Raw genomic sequence first — 18,925 nt, 5'->3', positions numbered from 1 at the left:
AGCTAGTAATTTTTATCAGGTTCCAAGTCTCTATTAAGAATTTGTTTGTCAATACGCCCGTATCGTCCCGTTAACTATGTGGGGGAACTTCATGCGCAAGCGGCTTTCATCTAAACTGGCTCTCATGTTTCTCGCCGGTGCACTGGTCATGTGTGTGGCGATTGTTGCTGTAACGTCCATGGTTTCGCGCGATGTCGCCAACGGACAGGCTGATAACGGTCTGACAAGCGCGACCAGGGCGAAGCAGAAGGTTCTCGAACTGGCCCTGGATCAGGTGATCTACAGCGCCAAGTTCTTCGTCTCTCTGGAGGAGGCCAAGGACAGCCTCATGAAGGCGATGGTCGGCTGGAAAAATCTCAAGGAAGGGCAGACAGAGACCCTTCGCCGGATCTTCGTCACCGACAATCCTCATCCGCCGCACGAGCGTCATCTGCTCAGCGAGCCGGACGAAAAGAACTACTATGTGAACAATCACAAGGCCATTCATCCGATCTATCAGGATGTTGTCAGCCAGGGCCTGTTTTCCGATGCCGCGCTGGCGAATCCGGATGGCTTCATCACCTATACCTACGGCAAGGGCCCCGAGTTCGCCTTTCACGTGGACGCACCCGAGATCCGTGGCAATCCGGTCCAGACCGCTTTCGGGGCGCTTTTCGAAGCTGCGGCGAACGAGACGCTGGCCGCCGGGCAGATCTTCTCCTCCGGTTTTGTCACTGCCGAGGACGGAACGGTTTCCCTGGTGCTTGCGGCGCCCATCTTCTACCTGGACCGTTTTTTCGGCGCTCTCGCGTTTTCGACGGACATGCAGCGTCTGGCGACTCTCCTGAACGAGAAGACCGGGCTTGGCGAAAGCGAGCAGGTCCTGCTGGTCGACAGGACGGGTCATCTGGTTGAGCTCGATGTGGCCGGACGCGCAAGCGCGGTTCACTCGCTGGCCGACATCTCCGCAGGTGACCGGCTGATCCGGCTGGGTGGCGAGGATTTCCGTTTCGGCGAGGCAAGAAGCACATTTGAAAGCACACCCTATGGCGTGGTCGAAGCCGTTCGGCAGACCGAGCTGTCGGCTGCCGCGGACCGCATCACCTTCGGCGCGGTTCTTTCCGGGTTTCTCTGCCTCATTCCGATCGTCGGCGTGATCTGGTGGATCACAAGGCGCATGTTCGCCCCGATGGAGCGCCTGTCGGTTGCCGCGCGCAAGATCGCCGATGGTGATCTGGGCGTCACTGTCGAGGCGACGGAACGGTCTGACGAGATCGGCCGCATGGCCCGCTGCATCGAGGTGTTCAAGGAAAACTCCATCGAGCGGGAGCGTCTTGCGGAAGAGCGCAAGGTCGGCCATATCGCCCGTGAGAAGCGGGAAAAGACGATCGATTCCCTCATTGCCGCCTTCCGGGCGGAGTCTCAGGCGGTGCTCGAACTGGTGGAAACCAACATCGCCCGAGTCGAGGATGTCTCCTCCGCGCTCAGCCAGCGCTCCGCCTCGGCCACGGAACAGGGGCAGAGAGCCGTCACCACCTCGGAAAACGCGTCCTCCAACGTTCAGGCTGTCGCCTCCGCGACCGAGGAACTCAATGCGTCGATTGCGGAAATTTCCCGCCAGGTGGAGACGACTGCATCGATCGTCGCGCAGACGACAAGCGCGGCGCAAAGTTCCAACGCCAAGATTTCCGGCCTTGCCCAGGCCGCCAACAAGATCGGTGACGTCGTTTCGCTGATCTCCGAAATCGCGGAACAGACCAACCTTCTGGCGTTGAACGCCACAATCGAGGCTGCCCGGGCAGGCGATGCGGGCAAGGGCTTTGCGGTGGTTGCCTCGGAAGTGAAGTCCCTCGCCGGACAGACCGCGAAAGCGACGGAAGAGATTTCCGCACAGATCGCGGCCATTCAGGCGTCGACAAGCGAGGCGGTGGACGAGATCGCCCGTGTTTCGGGGTCGGTGGAGGAGGTGAACTCCTATACGGTGACAATTTCCGAAGCGGTGCAGCAGCAGGGGGCGGCGACGGGTGAGATTTCCCGAAATGTCGCCGAAGCGGCCGACGGCACGCGCAGCGTGGCGACCACGGTGGTGTCGCTGAACGAGGATGTTGCCGAAAACTCCGAGGCGGTCGGCGACATGCTGACGGCGACCCTCGAGATGAAGCAGCAGGCCGAACAGCTGCGGGCCTCCGTCGAGACATTCCTTGCAGAGGTTGCCGCCGCCTAGCCGATACGCTTTCATGGCGCAGGGGAAAGCCAAGGTGGAATCGCTGCGGGACACGGAACGTCCCGGCTGTCTTCATTCATGAGTTTACACCCTGGATCAAGGAAGGGTCTTCCGGTGGGCCGGGAGATCCTTTGAATCCGGGACGGAAAGGACGATACCGTGACGGACTGGCCGGATCTTGCCGGGCGCCTGGAAGAGGGCGGTCATGTGCTGCCCGTGCGTGTCTATTACGAAGACACGGATTTTACCGGGATTGTCTACCATGGCGCCTATGTGCGGTTCTTCGAGCGGGGGCGCACGGATTTCCTGCGCCGTGTCGGGATCCATCACACGGAGCTGGCCGAGGGAACCCATGGCGCAGCGCTTGCCTTCGCGGTGCGCTCCATGACACTGGAATTTCAGAAGCCCGCCCGTATCGACGACGTGCTTCTGGTGCGTACCCGGCTTTCCAGTCTCAAGGGGGCCCGGGTGAAGCTCGATCAGGTCATCCACCGGGGCGCGGACTTGCTGGTTTCGGCCACTGTCACCGTTGCGGTGATCACCGCGCAGGGGAGACCGACCCGATTGCCACCGGTTCTTGCGGAAAAACTTGCCGGGCACGCATCGGGCGAAACGTCTGTCGAATGAACACCTTGGGCAGGCCGCCGGTCCCGGGGCCGCGCCCTGACGCTAAAATGATCCAAAACAGATTCATGCGTTAATCTTGCGGTAACCTTAATTGATTCCTTTAGAGAGGGGCTTGCTTCGATTGGTTAAGTCCCAGTTTTGACAAAATCAAACGTCAGAGAGGCGGCAGATCACTAGGAGCCGGCCCGTTCTTCCGGTCCATTTCTGTAGCTGCCGGAGATTTGCATGCACAACCGCGTAATACGGCCAAGAGGTCATTGAGATAATGGAAACACTCGTCCAATCGACATTGACAGCTCCGGACAGCGGCATTTCGTTTTTCTCGCTGTTCTGGCAGGCGCATATCGTCGTCAAGATCGTTATGCTCGGCCTGCTTGGCGCTTCCGTGTGGTGCTGGGCCATCATCGTCGACAAGATCATGCTGATCGGCCGGACCCGGCGACAGATGAGTCGCTTCGAAACGGTTTTCTGGTCAGGCCAGTCGCTCGAAGAACTCTATGGAACGCTTCACAATCGCGTGAATCATTCCATGGCAGCGCTGTTCGTGGCCGCCATGCGGGAATGGAAGCGAAGCCATGAGGGCGCGCGTCCCGCCATCGCCAGCCTGCAGCAGCGGATCGACAGGGTGATGGATGTCACCATCCAGCGCGAAGCCGAACGGCTCGAAAGCCGGCTGCTCGTCCTGGCGACCGTCGGGGCCTCGGCGCCCTTCATCGGACTGTTCGGCACGGTCTGGGGCATCATGACCGCCTTTCAGGCGATTGCCGCCTCCGAAAGCACGAACCTTGCGGTCGTTGCACCCGGTATCGCCGAAGCCCTTTTCGCCACCGCTCTCGGCCTGCTTGCCGCTATCCCGGCGGTGATTGCCTACAACAAGATCGCTTCCGATGTCGGCAAGGCGGTTTCGCGCATGGAGGGGTTCGCCGACGAGTTTTCCGCGATCCTGTCCCGCCAGATCGACGAGAGGGGCTGACCCATGGCCATGCAGGTCAGTTCAGGTCAGTCGGGCGGACGGCGCGGACGGCGCCGCCGGCGCAATGCGCCGATGAGCGAGATCAACGTGACGCCCTTCGTGGACGTCATGCTCGTCCTGCTGATAATTTTCATGGTGGCGGCCCCGCTGCTGACCGTGGGCGTGCCGATCGATCTTCCCGAAACCAGCGCCAAGGCGCTTGAAGGGGACAAGGAGCCGATCACGATCTCGGTGAATTCGGCAGGAGAGATCTTCATTCAGGATACGCCGATCCCGCTGGACGAGGTGGTGCCGAAGCTCGAAGCCATCGCGGCCAACGGCTACGAGGAGCGTATCTACGTGCGCGGCGACCAGGATGCGGACTACGGCACGATGATGAAGCTTATGGGACGGATCAACGCAGCCGGGTTCAAACGCCTCGGTCTTGTCACTCTGGAAGAACGGGACTCGTAACGCGTCATGCGCGCAGGTCTCATCGCGTCTTTGGCCGGTCATGCGGCTATCCTTCTCTGGGGCATTGCTGCCTTTCCGGACGCGGACAGTTTTTCTGTGCCGCCGGTGGATTCCCTGCCGGTAGACCTGGTGCCGATCGAAGAGTTCACGCGGCTGCGGATCGGCGAGAAAACCGCAGAGATCCGTGAAGTCGCAGCGGTGAAGCCAAGCGAGACACCCGCGGAAAAGCCGCCCGAGCCGGCAGACAAGCCGGGGGAAAGCAACGTCCAGCAACCGACGCCGCCAACCCCCGCACCTGCGCCGACACCCGAGCCGACGCCTGCTCCCGAGCCTGAGCCCGAGCCGGTCGCGGAACCCGAACCGGCGCCTGCGCCCGTGCCGGAACCCGCACAGGCGGCCGAGCCGGTGCCCGCAGCCGAACCCGCACCGGAACCGGAGCCGCAGCAGGAAGCGGCGCCTGCGCCGCAGCCGATCGTGACCAGCGTCGCACCGCGGTCGAAACCGGCGCCACCCAGAAAAACGCCCGAGCCGCCGGACGAGAATTTCGACAGCACGCAGATCGCGGCCCTGCTGAACAAGGTCGAGCCGGCAAAACAGTCCGGGGCGTCGTCACAGCAGCCGGCCTCGCTCGGGTCCAACAAGGGCCAGCAGGACGTGCGCATGAGCCAGTCGGAGCTCGATGCGCTGCGGGGGCAGGTGGCGCAATGCTGGAACCCGCCGGTCGGAGCGGTGGGCGCGGAAGAACTCAAGGTCCGGGTCCGCTTCAACCTTTCCCGCAGCGGGGATGTGTCCGGCAGTCCGGAAGTGCTGAATTCGAATGGCAATCCGGCGTTCGGGGCCGCCGCGAGCAGCGCGGTGCGCGCGATCATGCGCTGCCAGCCATATTCCCTGCCGGTTGCGAAATATGACGCGTGGCAGGAAGTCATCATAAACTTTGACCCGAGAGAGATGCTTGGGGGATAGTCCGGCATGGCCGAACTGATTGTCGATAAGGGAGCTGTTGTGCTCATGCGTGGAATACTGAAAAAACTTTCTGTTCTCGCTGACCGGAAATCCATCGGACTTGCCGTCCTGATGGCCCTGGCAACCGTCTTCGCGCCTCCATCGGCATCGGCGCTCGTTGAAATCGACATTACCCAGGGGAATATCGAGCCGCTGCCGATTGCCCTGCCTTCGTTTTCGGCCGACGGCGGTGACAGCAAGTTGGCCGCCGACATGACATCGGTGATCGCGGCGGACCTGAAGCGCTCGGGCCTGTTCAATCCGCTGGACCCGGCCAGCTTCATCCAGAAGAACATGAGCGTGAATTCCACGCCGCGTTTCGGCGACTGGCGCCAGATCTCCGCGCAGGCGCTGGTCACCGGCACGGTCATCAAGCAGGCGGACGGCCGGTTGCGCGCCGAATTCCGCCTCTGGGACGTGTTCGCGCAGGAACAGATGCTCGGCCAGCAGTTCTACACGACGCCGGAAAACTGGCGGCGTCTGGCCCATATCATCTCTGATGCGATCTACGAGCGGGTGACCGGCGAGAAAGGGTATTTCGACACGCGTATCGTCTTTGTCGATGAAACCGGCCCCAAGGACAAGCGGATCAAGCGTCTGGCCATCATGGATCAGGACGGCGCCAATGTGCGCTATCTGACCCGGGGCGAGGACCTGGTGCTCACGCCGAGATTTTCGCCGACCAGCCAGGAAATCACCTACATGTCCTATGGCGGGTCGGATCCCAGCGTCTATCTGCTCAACATCGAGACCGGCCAGCGTGAAATCGTGGGCAATTTTCCCGGCATGACCTTCGCTCCCCGGTTTTCGCCGGACGGGCAAAGCGTCGTGATGAGCCTGCAGCAGGGCGGCAATGCCAATATCTTCAAGATGGACCTGCGCTCGCGCCAGACAACGCGGCTCACCAATTCGGCGGCCATCGACACGAGCCCGTCCTTCTCGCCCGACGGACAGCGGATCGTCTTCGAATCCGACCGGGGCGGCACCCAGCAGCTTTATGTCATGAATACGGGCGGCGGCGATGCGCAGCGCATTTCCTTCGGACCGGGGCGGTACTCCACGCCGGTCTGGTCGCCGCGGGGAGACCTGATCGCCTTCACCAAGCAGCATCAGGGACGGTTCATGATCGGCGTGATGCGCCCGGACGGCAAGGGCGAGCGCATCCTGACCGAGGGCTACCACAATGAGGGGCCGGCGTGGTCTCCCAACGGGCGGGTTCTGGTGTTCTTCCGCGATACGCCGGGCGCCAATGGCGGACCTCAGGTGTGGACGGTCGACCTGACCGGATACAACGAGCAGAGGCTGGAAACTCCCGCCTTCGCGTCGGATCCGTCCTGGTCGCCCCTGATCGACTGAAACACCGTGCGGCCCGCCCTCCGTGGCATCGCGACAGGCAGGCCGCACGGGAACTTCGATACAGTCTTGACAGACAGGCTGTGTTAGGAAGTTGTTAACCATGTTTGCAAAGACGGCTTTAACCAGGTTTGGCTAGAAAGCGTTTACCAAAGACCAACGATCCGTGCGGTCAGGTTGACGGGGCTGGGGATTAGGAGACAGGAATGTTCAAACGAGAAAACGCCGTTCAGGGCGGGCGATGGATTGCCATCTGTTTCGCGGTTCTGCTCGCAGCGGCATGTGCCCAGACGAAACCGGACGGGCTGGCGACCAATGTCAAGCCGGGCACCGGCCAGGACTTCGTGGTGAATGTCGGCGACCGGGTGTTCTTCGAGGAAGACCAGTCGGTGGTCAATGCACAGGCTCAGGCGACCCTTGCCAATCAGGCGAAGTGGCTGAACCGCTATTCCCAGTACACGATTACCGTGGAAGGCCATGCGGACGAGCGCGGCACGCGTCAGTACAACATCGCCCTCGGGGCACGGCGTGCCCAGGCCGCGCGGGACTATCTGGTCTCCCAGGGCGTGAATGCGTCGCGCATCAAGACGATTTCCTACGGCAAGGAACGTCCGGTGGCCGTGTGTAACGACAACAGCTGCTGGTCCCAGAACCGGCGTGCGGTGACGGTTCTCAACAACGCCACCAACTGACCGGGCCGCACCGCGGATCCGAATGGAAGGCCGGGCCTCGCGTCCGGCCTTTTTCGTGTCCGGCGGAGAGCCGTCGTGCAAATTCCGGCCGGTTTCTTCCGGAGCAAAGCGGTTATTGTCAAAATTTAGCCGAAGTCCGGGCGCTCAGTGCACTTGAGTACAGAGCCGGGCGTGATACATACCGGAGGGTATGGAACATCACGAATACGGATCTGCGCCGGTATTGGCATATATGTCCGGTCCGTTGATGCTCACAAAATCCCAGACCGGAGGAGCGAATGCGGAATTTTAGGGGACTGGCAGGTCTCGTCATGGCGCTGGTTTTCATCGCCGCTGCCACACCGTCCGAAGCGCAGCTTTTCGGACGCAAGAATGATGATTCATCGGTCCGGATCGGCCAGCTGGAAGAACGTATCCGGGTGCTGACCGGGCAGATCGAGCAATTGTCCTATCAGATGCGGGAACTGCAGGATCAGATGCGCCGCATGCAGGAGGACAACGAATACCGCTTCCAGCAGCTGGAAGGCGGCACGCCGGGCAAGCGGTCCGATGCCGGATCGGGAGGCGCCCAACCCGGCCTCTCGGAGACCGGGGAGCCGCAATCGGGGAGCCTGATCGCACCGGGGGGCGGTTTCGCCACCCTTCCGGCCACAGACGGGTCGGGCGACAGCGACTGGTCACAGTCCGGCGGTTATGAAGGTCCGACCGGCCTGCCGTCCGAAGGGCCGATCGATCTGTCCGCCCTGGCTCAGGGGCTGGAAAACCTGCCCGGCGCCGGGCAGGACAGCGCTCCCGACCCGGGCCTTGCCACGGACGACGACCAGATTGCCAGCGTCATCGGCAGCGGTGACGCGCGCTCCGATTACGACCAGGCCTATTCCCTTGCGGTCAATGGCGATTATGCCACGGCGGAGCAGGGCTTCCGCACCTTTCTGGAAAACTATCCGGACGATGCGCTGGCGGCCAATGCCCAGTACTGGCTGGGGGAAAGCCTGCTTGCACAGCAGAACTACCGCGAGGCCGCTGATGCCTTCCTGAAGACCTACACCGACCATCCCGGCAATGCGAAAAGCCCGGACAGTCTCCTGAAGCTCGGCGTTTCGCTGCGCGGTCTGGGCGAAGCCGACGCCGCCTGCGCGACCTTCTCCGAACTGCTCAACAAATATCCGAATGCCGCCCCCGCCGTTCTGACGCAGGCACGGGATGAGCGCCGCCGTGCAAAATGTTCCTGACGGACCGGTCGAGCACTCCACGCTCCCGGACGAAGACGTCGATTTTCTTTTCTGCAGACTGAAACCCTTTTCCAGGCTCGCGCTTGCCGTTTCGGGCGGAGCGGATTCCTCCAGTCTCCTTGTTCTTTTCAGCGAATGGATGAGACGCACCTCCTGGCAGGGGGAGGCGGAAGTCCTGTGCGTTGACCACGGCCTGCGCCCTGAAAGCGCCGGAGAAGCCGAATTCGTGGTCGCCCTGGCCGCCGATCACGGCCTGCCCGCGGCCATCCTGCGCTGGGAGGGTCAAAAACCGGCCAGCAACATGCAGGAGGAAGCGCGCCAGGCCCGATACCGGCTGATTGCCGGCCACATGAGACAGTCGGGGGCCCAGGCGCTGGTCCTGGCGCATCATCGCGACGATCAGGCCGAAACATTTCTGGACCGGCTGACCCGGGGCAGCGGACTGTCCGGACTGGGCGCCATGGCGTGCGACGAGCCGGACGGCCCGCAGGGCCTGCGCCTGTTGCGACCGCTTCTGAGCGTGCCGAAGGCCCGGCTCGAGGCGAGCCTGAGGGTACGCGGCGTGGCCTGGTGTTCCGATCCGTCCAATCTCGCCCCGAAATACAAGCGCAGCCGTCTGCGCCGGATCATGGCGCTGCTGGCGGAGGAGGGGCTCAGCGCCAGCCGGATTGCCGAGACGGCAGAGCACCTGCGGCGCGCGCGGGACGCTCTTGAGACGACGCTTGAGGCCCTGGTGGAGGCGCATGTCAGCGAACATCCGGCCGGGCCGCTGAAGATGAGCCGGGAAATCTATCGCAGCACCGCGAAGGATCTGCGCCTGCGCCTGCTGAGCCGCCTGGCCGCACGGGCGACGGGAAACCGTGTCCGGATCAGGTTCCGCAAGCTCGAAGCTCTGGATGCGGTGCTTGCCGGCGCCGATGACCGCAGGAGCTCCCTGGCCGGAGCGCTGTTCGATGCGAAGGGCGACATCCTCAGGATCTGGAAGGAAGCCGGGCGCGCACCGCCCGAGACGTGTGTGCTCACGGCTGTCCCGCAGATCTGGGATAGCCGCTATCGGATTTCCTCGCCTGCGGACACAGAATGCCCGGATTCTGCGGACAGTCTGTGTCTGGGGCCGCTGTGCCGCGCTCCGGTGCGGGCGCGGGACATTCACTGGCCGGCTGACTGGCCGAAAGAGGCTTTCGACTGTTCACCGGTCGTGTGGACGGCAGATGGAACGATTGTCGCGTCCTGCCTGCCCGCGGACCGGCCGATCGGCGATTGCAGTCCGGCAATGATGTTTACCATGGAAAGAATACCAGGGCGGGGCCTGCCGGAGGCCGGATATGTCAATGTTGGGAACCGGGATGAGGAAATCTAGAGTTTTCCTCAGGTTCAACATCTGTTAGAGGTCCGAACTTAACAAATTAGTCAGTGCATCTGCGCAACTATGGCGCACCGCCTTGGCAGCGGGCCTTGGGCGACCTATCTTCGCTTAAAGGAAAATAACCGCGTGAGTTACGTCGCGTCGGGCGGTTAAGGGAACAAAATGAACGCACATTTTCGCAATTTCGCCCTTTGGGTGATCATCGCCTTGCTGTTGATCGCACTGTTTCAGCTGTTTCAAAGTCCCGCTCAGCACGGCGCGACGAATGATATTGCTTATTCGGACTTCATGAAACAGGTCGATAATGGTGAAGTCAGATCCGTCACCATTCAGGAACAGAAAATCTCCGGCAGCTACAACAGCGGCGGCGCATTCCAGACCTATGCACCCGACGGGGCGCAATATGTCGATGAACTGCGCAACAAGGGTGTTCTGATCAATGCCCGTCCGCCGGCGGAAAGTTCTCCGCTGCTCGGAGCCCTGTTCTCCTGGTTGCCGATGCTGGTCATTCTGGGCATCTGGATCTTCGTGATGCGGCAGATGCAGGGGTCCGGCGGCAAGGCCATGGGGTTCGGCAAATCCAAGGCCAAGCTTCTGACCGAGGCGCATGGCCGGGTGACGTTCGAGGACGTGGCCGGCATTGATGAAGCCAAGGAAGACCTGCAGGAGATCGTCGAGTTCCTGCGCGATCCGCAGAAGTTCCAGCGTCTGGGCGGCCGCATTCCGCGCGGTGTGCTGCTGGTCGGCCCTCCGGGAACCGGTAAGACGCTGACGGCCCGTGCGGTCGCTGGCGAGGCCAATGTGCCGTTCTTCACCATCTCCGGTTCCGACTTCGTCGAAATGTTCGTCGGCGTGGGTGCGTCCCGTGTGCGCGACATGTTCGAACAGGCGAAGAAGAACTCGCCCTGCATCATCTTCATCGATGAAATCGACGCGGTCGGCCGTCATCGCGGCGCCGGTCTCGGCGGCGGCAATGACGAGCGCGAACAGACCTTGAACCAGCTGCTGGTCGAGATGGACGGTTTCGAGCCGAATGAAGGCGTCATCATCATCGCGGCGACCAACCGTCCCGACGTGCTGGATCCGGCACTCCTGCGTCCCGGCCGTTTCGACCGCCAGATCGTGGTGCCGAACCCGGATATAACGGGCCGCGAGAAGATCCTGAAAGTGCATATGCGCAAGGTACCGCTGGCGCCGGATGTGGATATCCGGACACTTGCACGCGGCACGCCGGGCTTTTCCGGTGCGGATCTGATGAACCTCGTCAACGAGGCCGCCCTGCTCGCCGCCCGCCGTTCCAAGCGGCTGGTGACCATGGCGGAGTTCGAGGATGCCAAGGACAAGGTGATGATGGGCGCGGAGCGCCGTACCTTGGTCATGACCGAGGAAGAAAAGAAGTTGACCGCCTATCACGAAGCAGGGCATGCCCTGGTGGCGCTGCATCAGGAAGCTTCCGATCCGATCCACAAGGCCACCATCATTCCGCGCGGACGTGCGCTGGGCATGGTCATGCGCCTGCCGGAAAAGGATCAGGTCTCCCTGACACGGGCGAAGTGCAAGGCCGATCTTGCCGTTGCCATGGGCGGCCGTGTGGCCGAGGAAATGATTTTCGGTTACGAGAAGGTCACGTCCGGAGCTTCCGGCGACATCCAGATGGCCACCAAGCTTGCCCGCGCCATGGCGACCCAGTTCGGCATGTCCGACAAGCTGGGGCCGCTGCTCTACGGCGAGAACCAGGAAGAGGTCTTCCTGGGCCATTCTGTCGCCAAGAACCAGCATGTCTCCGACGAGACCCAGAAGATCGTCGACGCGGAAATCAAGTCCTTCGTCAATCAGGGCTACGAGACCGCGAAGAAGATCCTGGGCGATTTCGAGGACCAGCTCCACACGATCGCCAAGGGCCTTCTGGAATACGAAACCCTGTCGGGAGACGAGATCAAGGGGCTTCTGAACGGCAAGCCGCCGATCCGGGATACGGATGACGACCAGCCTGTCGGCCGGTCCTCCGCAGTGCCGACCACAGGCGCCAAGCGGGGGGGCGACGAGCCCAGCGGCGGCATGGAGCCGCAGCCGCAGTCCTGATCAGCGTCAAGGCTCATCGGCCAAGATGTCAAATGCCCGGCGCGAGCCGGGCATTTTTCGTTGCGGCGGGCGCTGATCGTTTGTGAATGGTAACAATTGCTCACATATTTTGAAGCACAGATGGTTCGAACTGCGCTAAACAGGCGCACAACCAACCTGCTTTCGTGCGGATGCGCCTGAAAGCGGAGCGTTGAACCAAAGACAATTTTACGGACATGTTTGATGCGCAAGTTTTTCGGCACCGACGGTATTCGTGGTCAAGCCAATACATATCCCATGACGGCTGAAATGGCGCTCAAGGTCGGCATGGCGGCCGGTCTTGTGTTCAAGAACGGCGGTCATCGTCACCGGGTCGTCATCGGCAAGGATACGCGCCTGTCGGGATACATGATCGAAAACGCCCTTGTGGCCGGATTTACCTCCGTCGGCATCGACGTGTTTCTGCTCGGCCCCTTGCCGACGCCGGCGGTCGCCATGCTCACCCGCTCGCTCCGGACGGATCTGGGCGTGATGATTTCGGCGTCGCACAATCCTTTCCAGGACAATGGCATCAAGTTCTTCGGGCCTGACGGCTTCAAGCTCAGCGACCGGATCGAAAAGACCATCGAAAAGCTTGTCGAGACCGACCTGACTTCGCGGCTGCCCGGGGCAAGCGAGCTTGGCCGGGCAAAGCGGATCGACGGGGCGCAGCAGCGCTATATCGAGTTCGCAAAGCGGACTCTCCCGCGTGAAATGAGCCTCGAGGGCCTGCGCGTGGTCATCGATTGCGCAAATGGCGCGGCCTACAAGGTGGCCCCGGAAGCACTCTGGGAACTTGGCGCGGATGTGATTTCCATGGGCGTGTCCCCGGATGGCTTCAACATCAACAAGGAATGCGGCTCCACATCGACCGATGCGTTGTCCGCCAAGGTGCATGAAGTCAGGGCGGATATCGGTATCGCGCTCGACGGTGACGCGGACCGTGTCATCATCGTCGACGAGAACGGAAAGGTTGTCGATGGCGACCAGCTGATGGCGGTGGTGGCGCAGTCCTGGCAGGCAAGCAACCGCCTGGCGGGGGCGGGCATTGTCGCGACGGTCATGTCCAACCTCGGACTGGAACGTTACCTTGAAAGCCTCGGCCTCAGCCTCGCCCGCACCCGCGTGGGGGACCGCTATGTGGTCGAGCACATGCGCGCCAACGGGTTCAATGTGGGCGGAGAACAGTCGGGGCATATCGTTCTGTCCGATTTCGCCACAACCGGCGACGGTCTGATCGCCGCTCTGCAGGTGCTGGCCTGCGTGAAGGACCAGAACAGGCCGGTGTCGGAAGTCTGCCGCCGGTTCGAGCCGGTGCCGCAGATCCTGAAGAACGTGCGCTACAAGGGCGGTGAGCCGCTGGAAATGGATCAGGTCAAGTCGGCCATCCAGGATGGCGAGGCCCGGCTCGGAAAATCCGGCCGTCTGGTGATTCGTGCTTCCGGCACCGAGCCTCTGATCCGGGTGATGGCCGAAGGCGACGACGCGGATCTGGTCAGCCAGGTTGTTAACGATATCGCAGGCGTCGTGGCTTCCGCAGCAGCCTGACCGTCAGTCCTGAAGCCGAACTGCCCCGTTCGGGGCGGTTTCTGGTGGCCCGCAAGCCCGACTTCGCATCCCGGACCAGTGGGATGCCCGTCGAGCGCCGCTCCGGAATCCGGACCTGTTCCGCGCTGTATGCGCGCCTTGAATTGAATAGTTTCAATCGCTTGTTCGGGGGCGGGCTCGCTTGCCCTTGCCCCATATGCGCTGGGTTCCGGATCTGCACGCAGTGTTGATGCGCTTGTCCGGGATGACCTGGTTGAGGGGTGTGATCAATCAGAAACCAGCTTCTGTCCGGTGCGAGTTTTAATGTTTTGTAAATAAAACTGTCTGAATTAAGGTTGTGTTAAGGTAAAAAATCTCGATTAAAGAACAGGGTTAAGTGACCTTTAATGAATTCTCGTCAGTATGCCTTCAAGTTTGGTGTGTCCGGTATTGTTTGAGGCGGACGCTCACTGGAAGAGGACGAGGACATGGACAATTTTTTCAAGCGTTTGTCTTTGACCGGCTTTGCTGTAGCGCTTTCCACTGCAGGCTATGCTGCGGATTTGCCGGCACCGGTCATTGAGCACATTCCGGAAATTCCGGTAGCGGCCGGCGCTTTCTATCTGCGTGGCGATATCGGTTACAAGATCTATCAGGCACCGGATATCAAATACGGCACCCTCGACTTCTATGACGAGGAGATGGACGGCACGTTCATGATGGGGGCCGGTGTCGGTTACAAATTCAGCGACCATCTGCGTGCGGATCTGACGATCGACTACGAATTCCCGGCAGAAGCGAAAGCAAAAGCGGCTTGTGGGCTTTGTGGACGTGATTATTCAATCGAAAAGGCTGATATCGACGTCTGGACCTTCATGCTGAACGGTTATGTCGATATCGGGACCTGGAACAGGATCACTCCCTACGTCGGTGCTGGTATCGGTGCGTCCTATGTGACGACGAGCGATATCACCTATGATAACGGCGGCGGTGCAACCGGCACCTACGAGGGTGACAGCAAGTGGAACTTCGCCTGGGCGCTCATGGCAGGTGCTTCGTATGAAATCACGCCCAATCTGGCGCTGGACGGCGGGTATCGTTACCTGAACATCGGCGATGCCCAATCGAAAAAGTTCGCGGTTGGTGGCCAGAATACCAGGATCGAATACAAGGATCTGGCCGCGCATGAGTTCCGCCTCGGTGCGCGCTACACCTTCAATTCCATGAGGACCGCAACCGCTCCGGTCTATTACGAGCCGCAAGGGCCGATCACGAGCAACTTCTGATCCTCTTCCAAAACGTGTTTGCAAAGGCCGGTCACTGGACCGGCCTTTGCTGTTTTCGGGCCGATTTGATTTGACCGGCGTCCGGGTTCGTCCTATTCCCACAGGTGGGCCACCCCTCCCCAACGAGGGGCTACTATCTGTGAGGGTAGACGGATATGACAGATCTCACCGCAAAGCCGGACGTGCGTCCGGCCAATCCCAATTTTTCTTCAGGTCCCTGCGCCAAGCGTCCCGGATGGGCGCTTGAGAACCTCGGCGATGCGCCCCTGGGCCGGTCCCACAGGGCCAAGCCGGGCAAGGCGAAGCTCGCCGAAGCGATCGAGCTGACCCGCAAGGTGCTGCAGGTGCCGGAAGATTACCGGATCGGCATCGTTCCGGCCTCCGACACCGGCGCCGTCGAAATGGCGCTGTGGTCGCTGCTCGGTGCGCGTGGCGTCGACATGCTGGCCTGGGAGAGCTTCGGCGCCGGCTGGGTCACCGATGTGATCAAGCAGCTCAAGCTCGGCGATGCCCGTGTTCTGGAAGCCCCCTACGGTGAGCTGCCGGATCTTTCCAGCGTCGATTTTTCCAGGGATGTCGTCTTCACCTGGAACGGAACCACCTCCGGTGTCCGCGTTCCCGATGGTGACTGGATTCCTTCTGATCGCGAAGGCCTGACCATCTGCGATGCGACCTCCGCCGCCTTCGCGCAGGACCTTGCCTTCGACAAGCTCGATGTGGTGACCTTCTCCTGGCAGAAGGTTCTGGGCGGGGAAGCTGCCCATGGGGTCCTGATCCTGAGCCCGCGCGCGGTCGAACGGCTGGAAAGCTACAGCCCCGCCTGGCCGCTGCCGAAAATCTTCCGCCTGACCAAGGGCGGCAAGCTGATCGAGGGCATCTTCAAAGGTGAGACGATCAACACGCCGTCCATGCTCTGCGTCGAGGATTATCTCGACGCGCTGAAATGGGCGGACGGCCTCGGCGGACTCTCCGGGCTGTGTGCCCGGGCGGACGCCAATCTGAAGGTTTTGGCCGACTGGGTGGCAAAAACGGATTGGGTGGATTTTCTCGCCGTCGATCCGGCGACCCGGTCCAACACCTCCGTCTGCCTGAAGGTTACCGATCCTGGCGTCCAGGCGCTTGCCGCCGACGCGCAGGCAGCTTTCGCGAAGTCCATCGTCGCTGCGCTGGATGCGGAGGGCGTTGCCCATGACATCGGCGCCTATCGCGACGCTCCTTCGGGATTGCGCATCTGGGCCGGGGCGACCATCGAGGCCGCGGATCTGGAAGCCCTGACCCGGTGGCTCGACTGGGCCTTCCGGCAGGAAAAAACGAAACTGCCCCAGGCAGCCTGAGCATTTCCTCTCAATGACGACACCACCGGGCGGCCCGCCGCCCGGCTCGTTTCCTGATTCAAAGGAGATGCCCTCATGGCTCCCAGAGTATTGATCTCAGACAAATTGTCCCCGGCTGCGGTCCAGATTTTCAAGGATCGCGGCATCGAGGCGGATTTCCTGCCCGATGTTGGCAAGGACAAGGAAAAACTTCTGGAAATCATCGGCCAGTATGACGGTCTGGCCATCCGCTCCGCCACCAAGGTGACGGAAAAGATCATCGCCGCCGCCGACCGGCTCAAGGTCATCGGCCGTGCCGGCATCGGTGTCGATAATGTCGATATCCCGAAGGCGACCGCCCGCGGCATCATCGTGATGAACACGCCCTTCGGCAATGCCATCACCACGGCGGAACATGCGATTTCCATGATGATGTCCGTTGCCCGCCAGATCCCGGCGGCAGATGCCTCCACCCAGGCCGGCAAGTGGGAGAAGTCCCGTTTCATGGGCCGGGAGATCACCGGCAAGACGCTGGGGCTGATCGGCTGCGGAAACATCGGCTCTATCGTCGCGGAGCGGGCCATCGGCCTGAAGATGAAGGTCATTGCCTTCGATCCCTTCCTGACGCCTGAACGGGCGGTTGCACTCGGGGTCGAGAAGGTGGACCTCGACGACCTCCTCAGCCGGGCCGATGTCATCACCCTGCATACGCCGCTGACCGACAAGACCCGCAACATCATCAACGCGGAGGCGATCGCCAAGATGCGGACGGGCGCCTATCTGGTCAACTGCGCCCGCGGCGGTCTGGCCGACGAGGCGGCGGTCAGGGCCGCGCTTGACTCGGGCAAGCTGGGGGGCGCCGCCTTCGACGTGTTTGTCGACGAGCCGGCGAAGGACAACGTGCTCTTCGGTGCGCCGAACTTCGTTTCCACGCCGCATCTCGGGGCGTCGACCTCGGAGGCCCAGGAAAACGTGGCGCTGCAGGTCGCCGAGCAGATGTGCGATTATCTGGTCGACGGCGCGGTCCGCAACGCGCTCAACATGCCGTCGATATCGGCCGAGGAGGCGCCGAAACTGGCTCCTTTCGTCCGGCTTGCCGAGCAACTGGGGTCCTTCGCCGGGCAGCTGACCGAAACCGGAATCGAAGGCGTGAAGCTGGAATATGCCGGAGCGGTCGCGGAAATGAATGTCCAGGCGCTGACCGCGGCTGCGATCACCGGGCTGCTGACGCCGCTGCTGCAGACGGTCAACATGGTCTCCGCGCCGATCCTGGCAAGGGAGCGGGGCATCAAGGTGGAGGAAACTCGCCGCGAGAAGCAGGGAGCCTATGAGACCTACATCCGCCTCACGGTGTTTACCGAACGCCAGGAACGCTCCGTCGCGGGCACGGTCTTCGGCGACGGCAAGCCGAGGATCATCCAGGTGAAGGGCATCAACATGGAAGCCGAACTCGGCGACCACATGCTCTACATCACCAACGAGGACAAGCCCGGCTTCATCGGACATCTGGGCATGGAGCTCGGCTCCAGCGGCGTCAACATCGCCACCTTCAATCTCGGCCGGTCCGCACCGGGCGAGGATGCGATCTGTCTCGTCGAGGTGGATGTGCCGGTTCCGGCCGAGGTCATGGCCCGGCTGGAAGCCGTGTCCCACGTCAAGCAGGTGAAGTCGCTGACGTTCTGACAGGGCAAGACGCCCGGAGGCGGGTTTCGGGTATTTCCTTCGTAAGACCGCTCCGGCAATTGCCGAAAAGCCCCCGCGCAGACGACTGTTTCTGCGGGGGCTTTTCCGTCTGGCTCAGTCGCGCGCCCTGCGCCGCAGGATGCGGCCGTCCAGCACGACGAGTCCGACCAGCAGAACGGCAAAACCGGCGAGCTGAATTGTATCCAGCTCTTCTCCCAGAACCAGCCAGCCCAGGAGGAGCGCGCTTGCCGGGACGAGCAACGTGACGAGAGAGGCATTTGTCGCGCCTGCCTCGGCCAGGATCCGGAAATAGATCAGATAGGCGATGGCCGTTGCTATGAGGCCCAGGGCCGCGACGTTCATCCAGACCACCGGGCCGGCATCGGCCGGTGTCCAGCCGGCACTGGTGAGCATTGCCACGGGCAGCATGATCGCGCTGGAGCCGATAAGCTGCCCGGTGGCCGAAACCTGCGGCGGCAGGGATTTGAACCGCCGGGCAAAGGTTGCGGCGCAGGCATAGGAAAAAGCGGCGCCCAGGCAGCAGAGCTGCGCCCAGACCGGGTCCGTTGCGAGGCCGGAGAGACTGCCGGACAGCATGATCGCAACACCCGCGATGCCCAGCACCACGCCGGCAATGCGATGGGCCTGAAGTGTTTCCTGTTTGACCAGCACACTTGCCACGAGGACCGTGAAAACGGGGGTGGTGGCATTGAGGATCGACGCCAGACCCGCACCGATCACGGTCTGGCCGAGAAACAGGAGGGAGAAGGGGATGGCGTTGTTCAGCAACCCCATGACGAGGAAGGGCAGCGCCAGGCGGAGCTCCAGCCGGGCCAGAAGGCGCTGATGCCAAAGATAGAGAAGCAGTGCGGTGCAGGCGATGGACACCCGGAAGAAGACCAGCGCAAAGGGCGGGACTTCGGCAACGGCCACCTTGGCGAAGAGGAATGAGCCTCCCCAGAGGATACCGAGCACGCTCAGCAGAAGCCAGTTTCGCAATGTCATCAGTTGATCTCGATAGCCCGTGAATGAGCTCCCGGCCTATCACGCCGGCGCAGAGCGGCCCACCCGAAAAGCGAGCGGCCGTGGTTCGGCTTTGGCCGGCCCTTTCGCCC

15 protein-coding genes are annotated in these 18,925 nt (G+C 61.9%); 14 read left to right on the top strand and 1 reads right to left on the bottom strand.

Translation table 11 applies throughout. From position 1 onward, the window contains the following. Positions 1-91 precede the first annotated feature (91 nt). The 14 genes from DCO57_RS10250 (at position 92) to serA (ending at position 17,810) form a co-directional block, all read left to right on the top strand. The gene (locus tag DCO57_RS10250; protein WP_208977885.1) at positions 92-2,203 is read left to right on the top strand and encodes a methyl-accepting chemotaxis protein; all 2,112 of its coding nucleotides are present in this window, start codon (positions 92-94) and stop codon (positions 2,201-2,203) included. A gap of 159 nt (positions 2,204-2,362) precedes the next feature. Then, positions 2,363-2,830, top strand: a complete 468-nt coding sequence (gene ybgC, locus DCO57_RS10245; RefSeq protein WP_116698788.1) for a tol-pal system-associated acyl-CoA thioesterase — start codon at positions 2,363-2,365, stop codon at positions 2,828-2,830. A gap of 265 nt (positions 2,831-3,095) precedes the next feature. Then, positions 3,096-3,803: a protein TolQ gene (tolQ, locus tag DCO57_RS10240; RefSeq protein WP_116698787.1), complete on the top strand. Its 708-nt coding sequence runs from the start codon at positions 3,096-3,098 to the stop codon at positions 3,801-3,803. Between the two features lie 3 nt (positions 3,804-3,806). Further along, a complete protein-coding gene (tolR, locus tag DCO57_RS10235; protein ID WP_116698786.1) occupies positions 3,807-4,256 on the top strand; it encodes a protein TolR in 450 nt (149 codons plus the stop codon). Between the two features lie 6 nt (positions 4,257-4,262). Continuing rightward, on the top strand, positions 4,263-5,219 hold the full coding sequence (locus DCO57_RS10230; protein WP_116698785.1) for an energy transducer TonB: 957 nt from the start codon (positions 4,263-4,265) through the stop codon (positions 5,217-5,219). A 111-nt stretch (positions 5,220-5,330) separates the two neighbouring features. Further along, positions 5,331-6,614, top strand: coding sequence for a Tol-Pal system beta propeller repeat protein TolB (gene tolB / locus DCO57_RS10225; protein ID WP_244287923.1), 1,284 nt, complete (start codon positions 5,331-5,333; stop codon positions 6,612-6,614). 203 nt (positions 6,615-6,817) lie between these two features. Continuing rightward, the gene (pal, locus tag DCO57_RS10220; RefSeq protein WP_116698784.1) at positions 6,818-7,303 is read left to right on the top strand and encodes a peptidoglycan-associated lipoprotein Pal; all 486 of its coding nucleotides are present in this window, start codon (positions 6,818-6,820) and stop codon (positions 7,301-7,303) included. 278 nt (positions 7,304-7,581) lie between these two features. Then, a complete protein-coding gene (ybgF, locus tag DCO57_RS10215; protein ID WP_116698783.1) occupies positions 7,582-8,535 on the top strand; it encodes a tol-pal system protein YbgF in 954 nt (317 codons plus the stop codon). Further along, positions 8,519-9,895 carry a tRNA lysidine(34) synthetase TilS gene (tilS, locus tag DCO57_RS10210; RefSeq protein WP_165814708.1) on the top strand — a complete coding sequence of 459 codons (1,377 nt, stop codon included), beginning with the start codon at positions 8,519-8,521 and terminating at the stop codon, positions 9,893-9,895. The genes ybgF and tilS overlap by 17 nt, the downstream gene beginning before the upstream one ends. Before the next feature lie 168 nt (positions 9,896-10,063). Beyond that, positions 10,064-11,983: an ATP-dependent zinc metalloprotease FtsH gene (gene ftsH, locus DCO57_RS10205; RefSeq protein WP_116698781.1), complete on the top strand. Its 1,920-nt coding sequence runs from the start codon at positions 10,064-10,066 to the stop codon at positions 11,981-11,983. Between the two features lie 219 nt (positions 11,984-12,202). Next, complete coding sequence (glmM, locus tag DCO57_RS10200) at positions 12,203-13,549, top strand: phosphoglucosamine mutase (protein ID WP_116698780.1); 1,347 nt, start codon at positions 12,203-12,205, stop codon at positions 13,547-13,549. 467 nt (positions 13,550-14,016) lie between these two features. Continuing rightward, the gene (locus DCO57_RS10195; protein WP_165814707.1) at positions 14,017-14,814 is read left to right on the top strand and encodes an outer membrane protein; all 798 of its coding nucleotides are present in this window, start codon (positions 14,017-14,019) and stop codon (positions 14,812-14,814) included. A 155-nt stretch (positions 14,815-14,969) separates the two neighbouring features. After that, positions 14,970-16,148 carry a phosphoserine transaminase gene (locus DCO57_RS10190; protein ID WP_116698779.1) on the top strand — a complete coding sequence of 393 codons (1,179 nt, stop codon included), beginning with the start codon at positions 14,970-14,972 and terminating at the stop codon, positions 16,146-16,148. A 75-nt stretch (positions 16,149-16,223) separates the two neighbouring features. Beyond that, entirely contained in the window at positions 16,224-17,810 is a 1,587-nt protein-coding gene (gene serA, locus DCO57_RS10185; protein ID WP_116698778.1) for a phosphoglycerate dehydrogenase, read from the top strand. 114 nt (positions 17,811-17,924) lie between these two features. On the opposite strand, the gene DCO57_RS10180 is transcribed toward serA, so the two are convergent. Next, positions 17,925-18,815: a DMT family transporter gene (locus DCO57_RS10180; protein ID WP_116698777.1), complete on the bottom strand. Its 891-nt coding sequence runs from the start codon at positions 18,813-18,815 to the stop codon at positions 17,925-17,927. Between the last annotated feature and the right edge of the window lie 110 nt (positions 18,816-18,925).

Source organism: Labrenzia sp. 011, assembly GCF_003075075.1.
Lineage (GTDB): Bacteria > Pseudomonadota > Alphaproteobacteria > Rhizobiales > Stappiaceae > Roseibium.
The sequence above is the reverse complement of the archived record's forward strand: the minus strand, read 5'-3'. Positions and strand labels throughout refer to the sequence as shown.

Coding starts and splice junctions, on each gene's coding strand:
- tolR (WP_116698786.1), top strand. CDS start 3,807: ATGGCCATGCAGGTCAGTTCAGGTCAGTCGGGCGGACGGCGCGGACGG.
- serA (WP_116698778.1), top strand. CDS start 16,224: ATGGCTCCCAGAGTATTGATCTCAGACAAATTGTCCCCGGCTGCGGTC.
- DCO57_RS10230 (WP_116698785.1), top strand. CDS start 4,263: ATGCGCGCAGGTCTCATCGCGTCTTTGGCCGGTCATGCGGCTATCCTT.
- DCO57_RS10190 (WP_116698779.1), top strand. CDS start 14,970: ATGACAGATCTCACCGCAAAGCCGGACGTGCGTCCGGCCAATCCCAAT.
- DCO57_RS10180 (WP_116698777.1), bottom strand. CDS start 18,815: ATGACATTGCGAAACTGGCTTCTGCTGAGCGTGCTCGGTATCCTCTGG.
- DCO57_RS10195 (WP_165814707.1), top strand. CDS start 14,017: ATGGACAATTTTTTCAAGCGTTTGTCTTTGACCGGCTTTGCTGTAGCG.
- DCO57_RS10250 (WP_208977885.1), top strand. CDS start 92: ATGCGCAAGCGGCTTTCATCTAAACTGGCTCTCATGTTTCTCGCCGGT.
- tolQ (WP_116698787.1), top strand. CDS start 3,096: ATGGAAACACTCGTCCAATCGACATTGACAGCTCCGGACAGCGGCATT.
- tolB (WP_244287923.1), top strand. CDS start 5,331: ATGGCCCTGGCAACCGTCTTCGCGCCTCCATCGGCATCGGCGCTCGTT.
- pal (WP_116698784.1), top strand. CDS start 6,818: ATGTTCAAACGAGAAAACGCCGTTCAGGGCGGGCGATGGATTGCCATC.
- ybgF (WP_116698783.1), top strand. CDS start 7,582: ATGCGGAATTTTAGGGGACTGGCAGGTCTCGTCATGGCGCTGGTTTTC.
- ftsH (WP_116698781.1), top strand. CDS start 10,064: ATGAACGCACATTTTCGCAATTTCGCCCTTTGGGTGATCATCGCCTTG.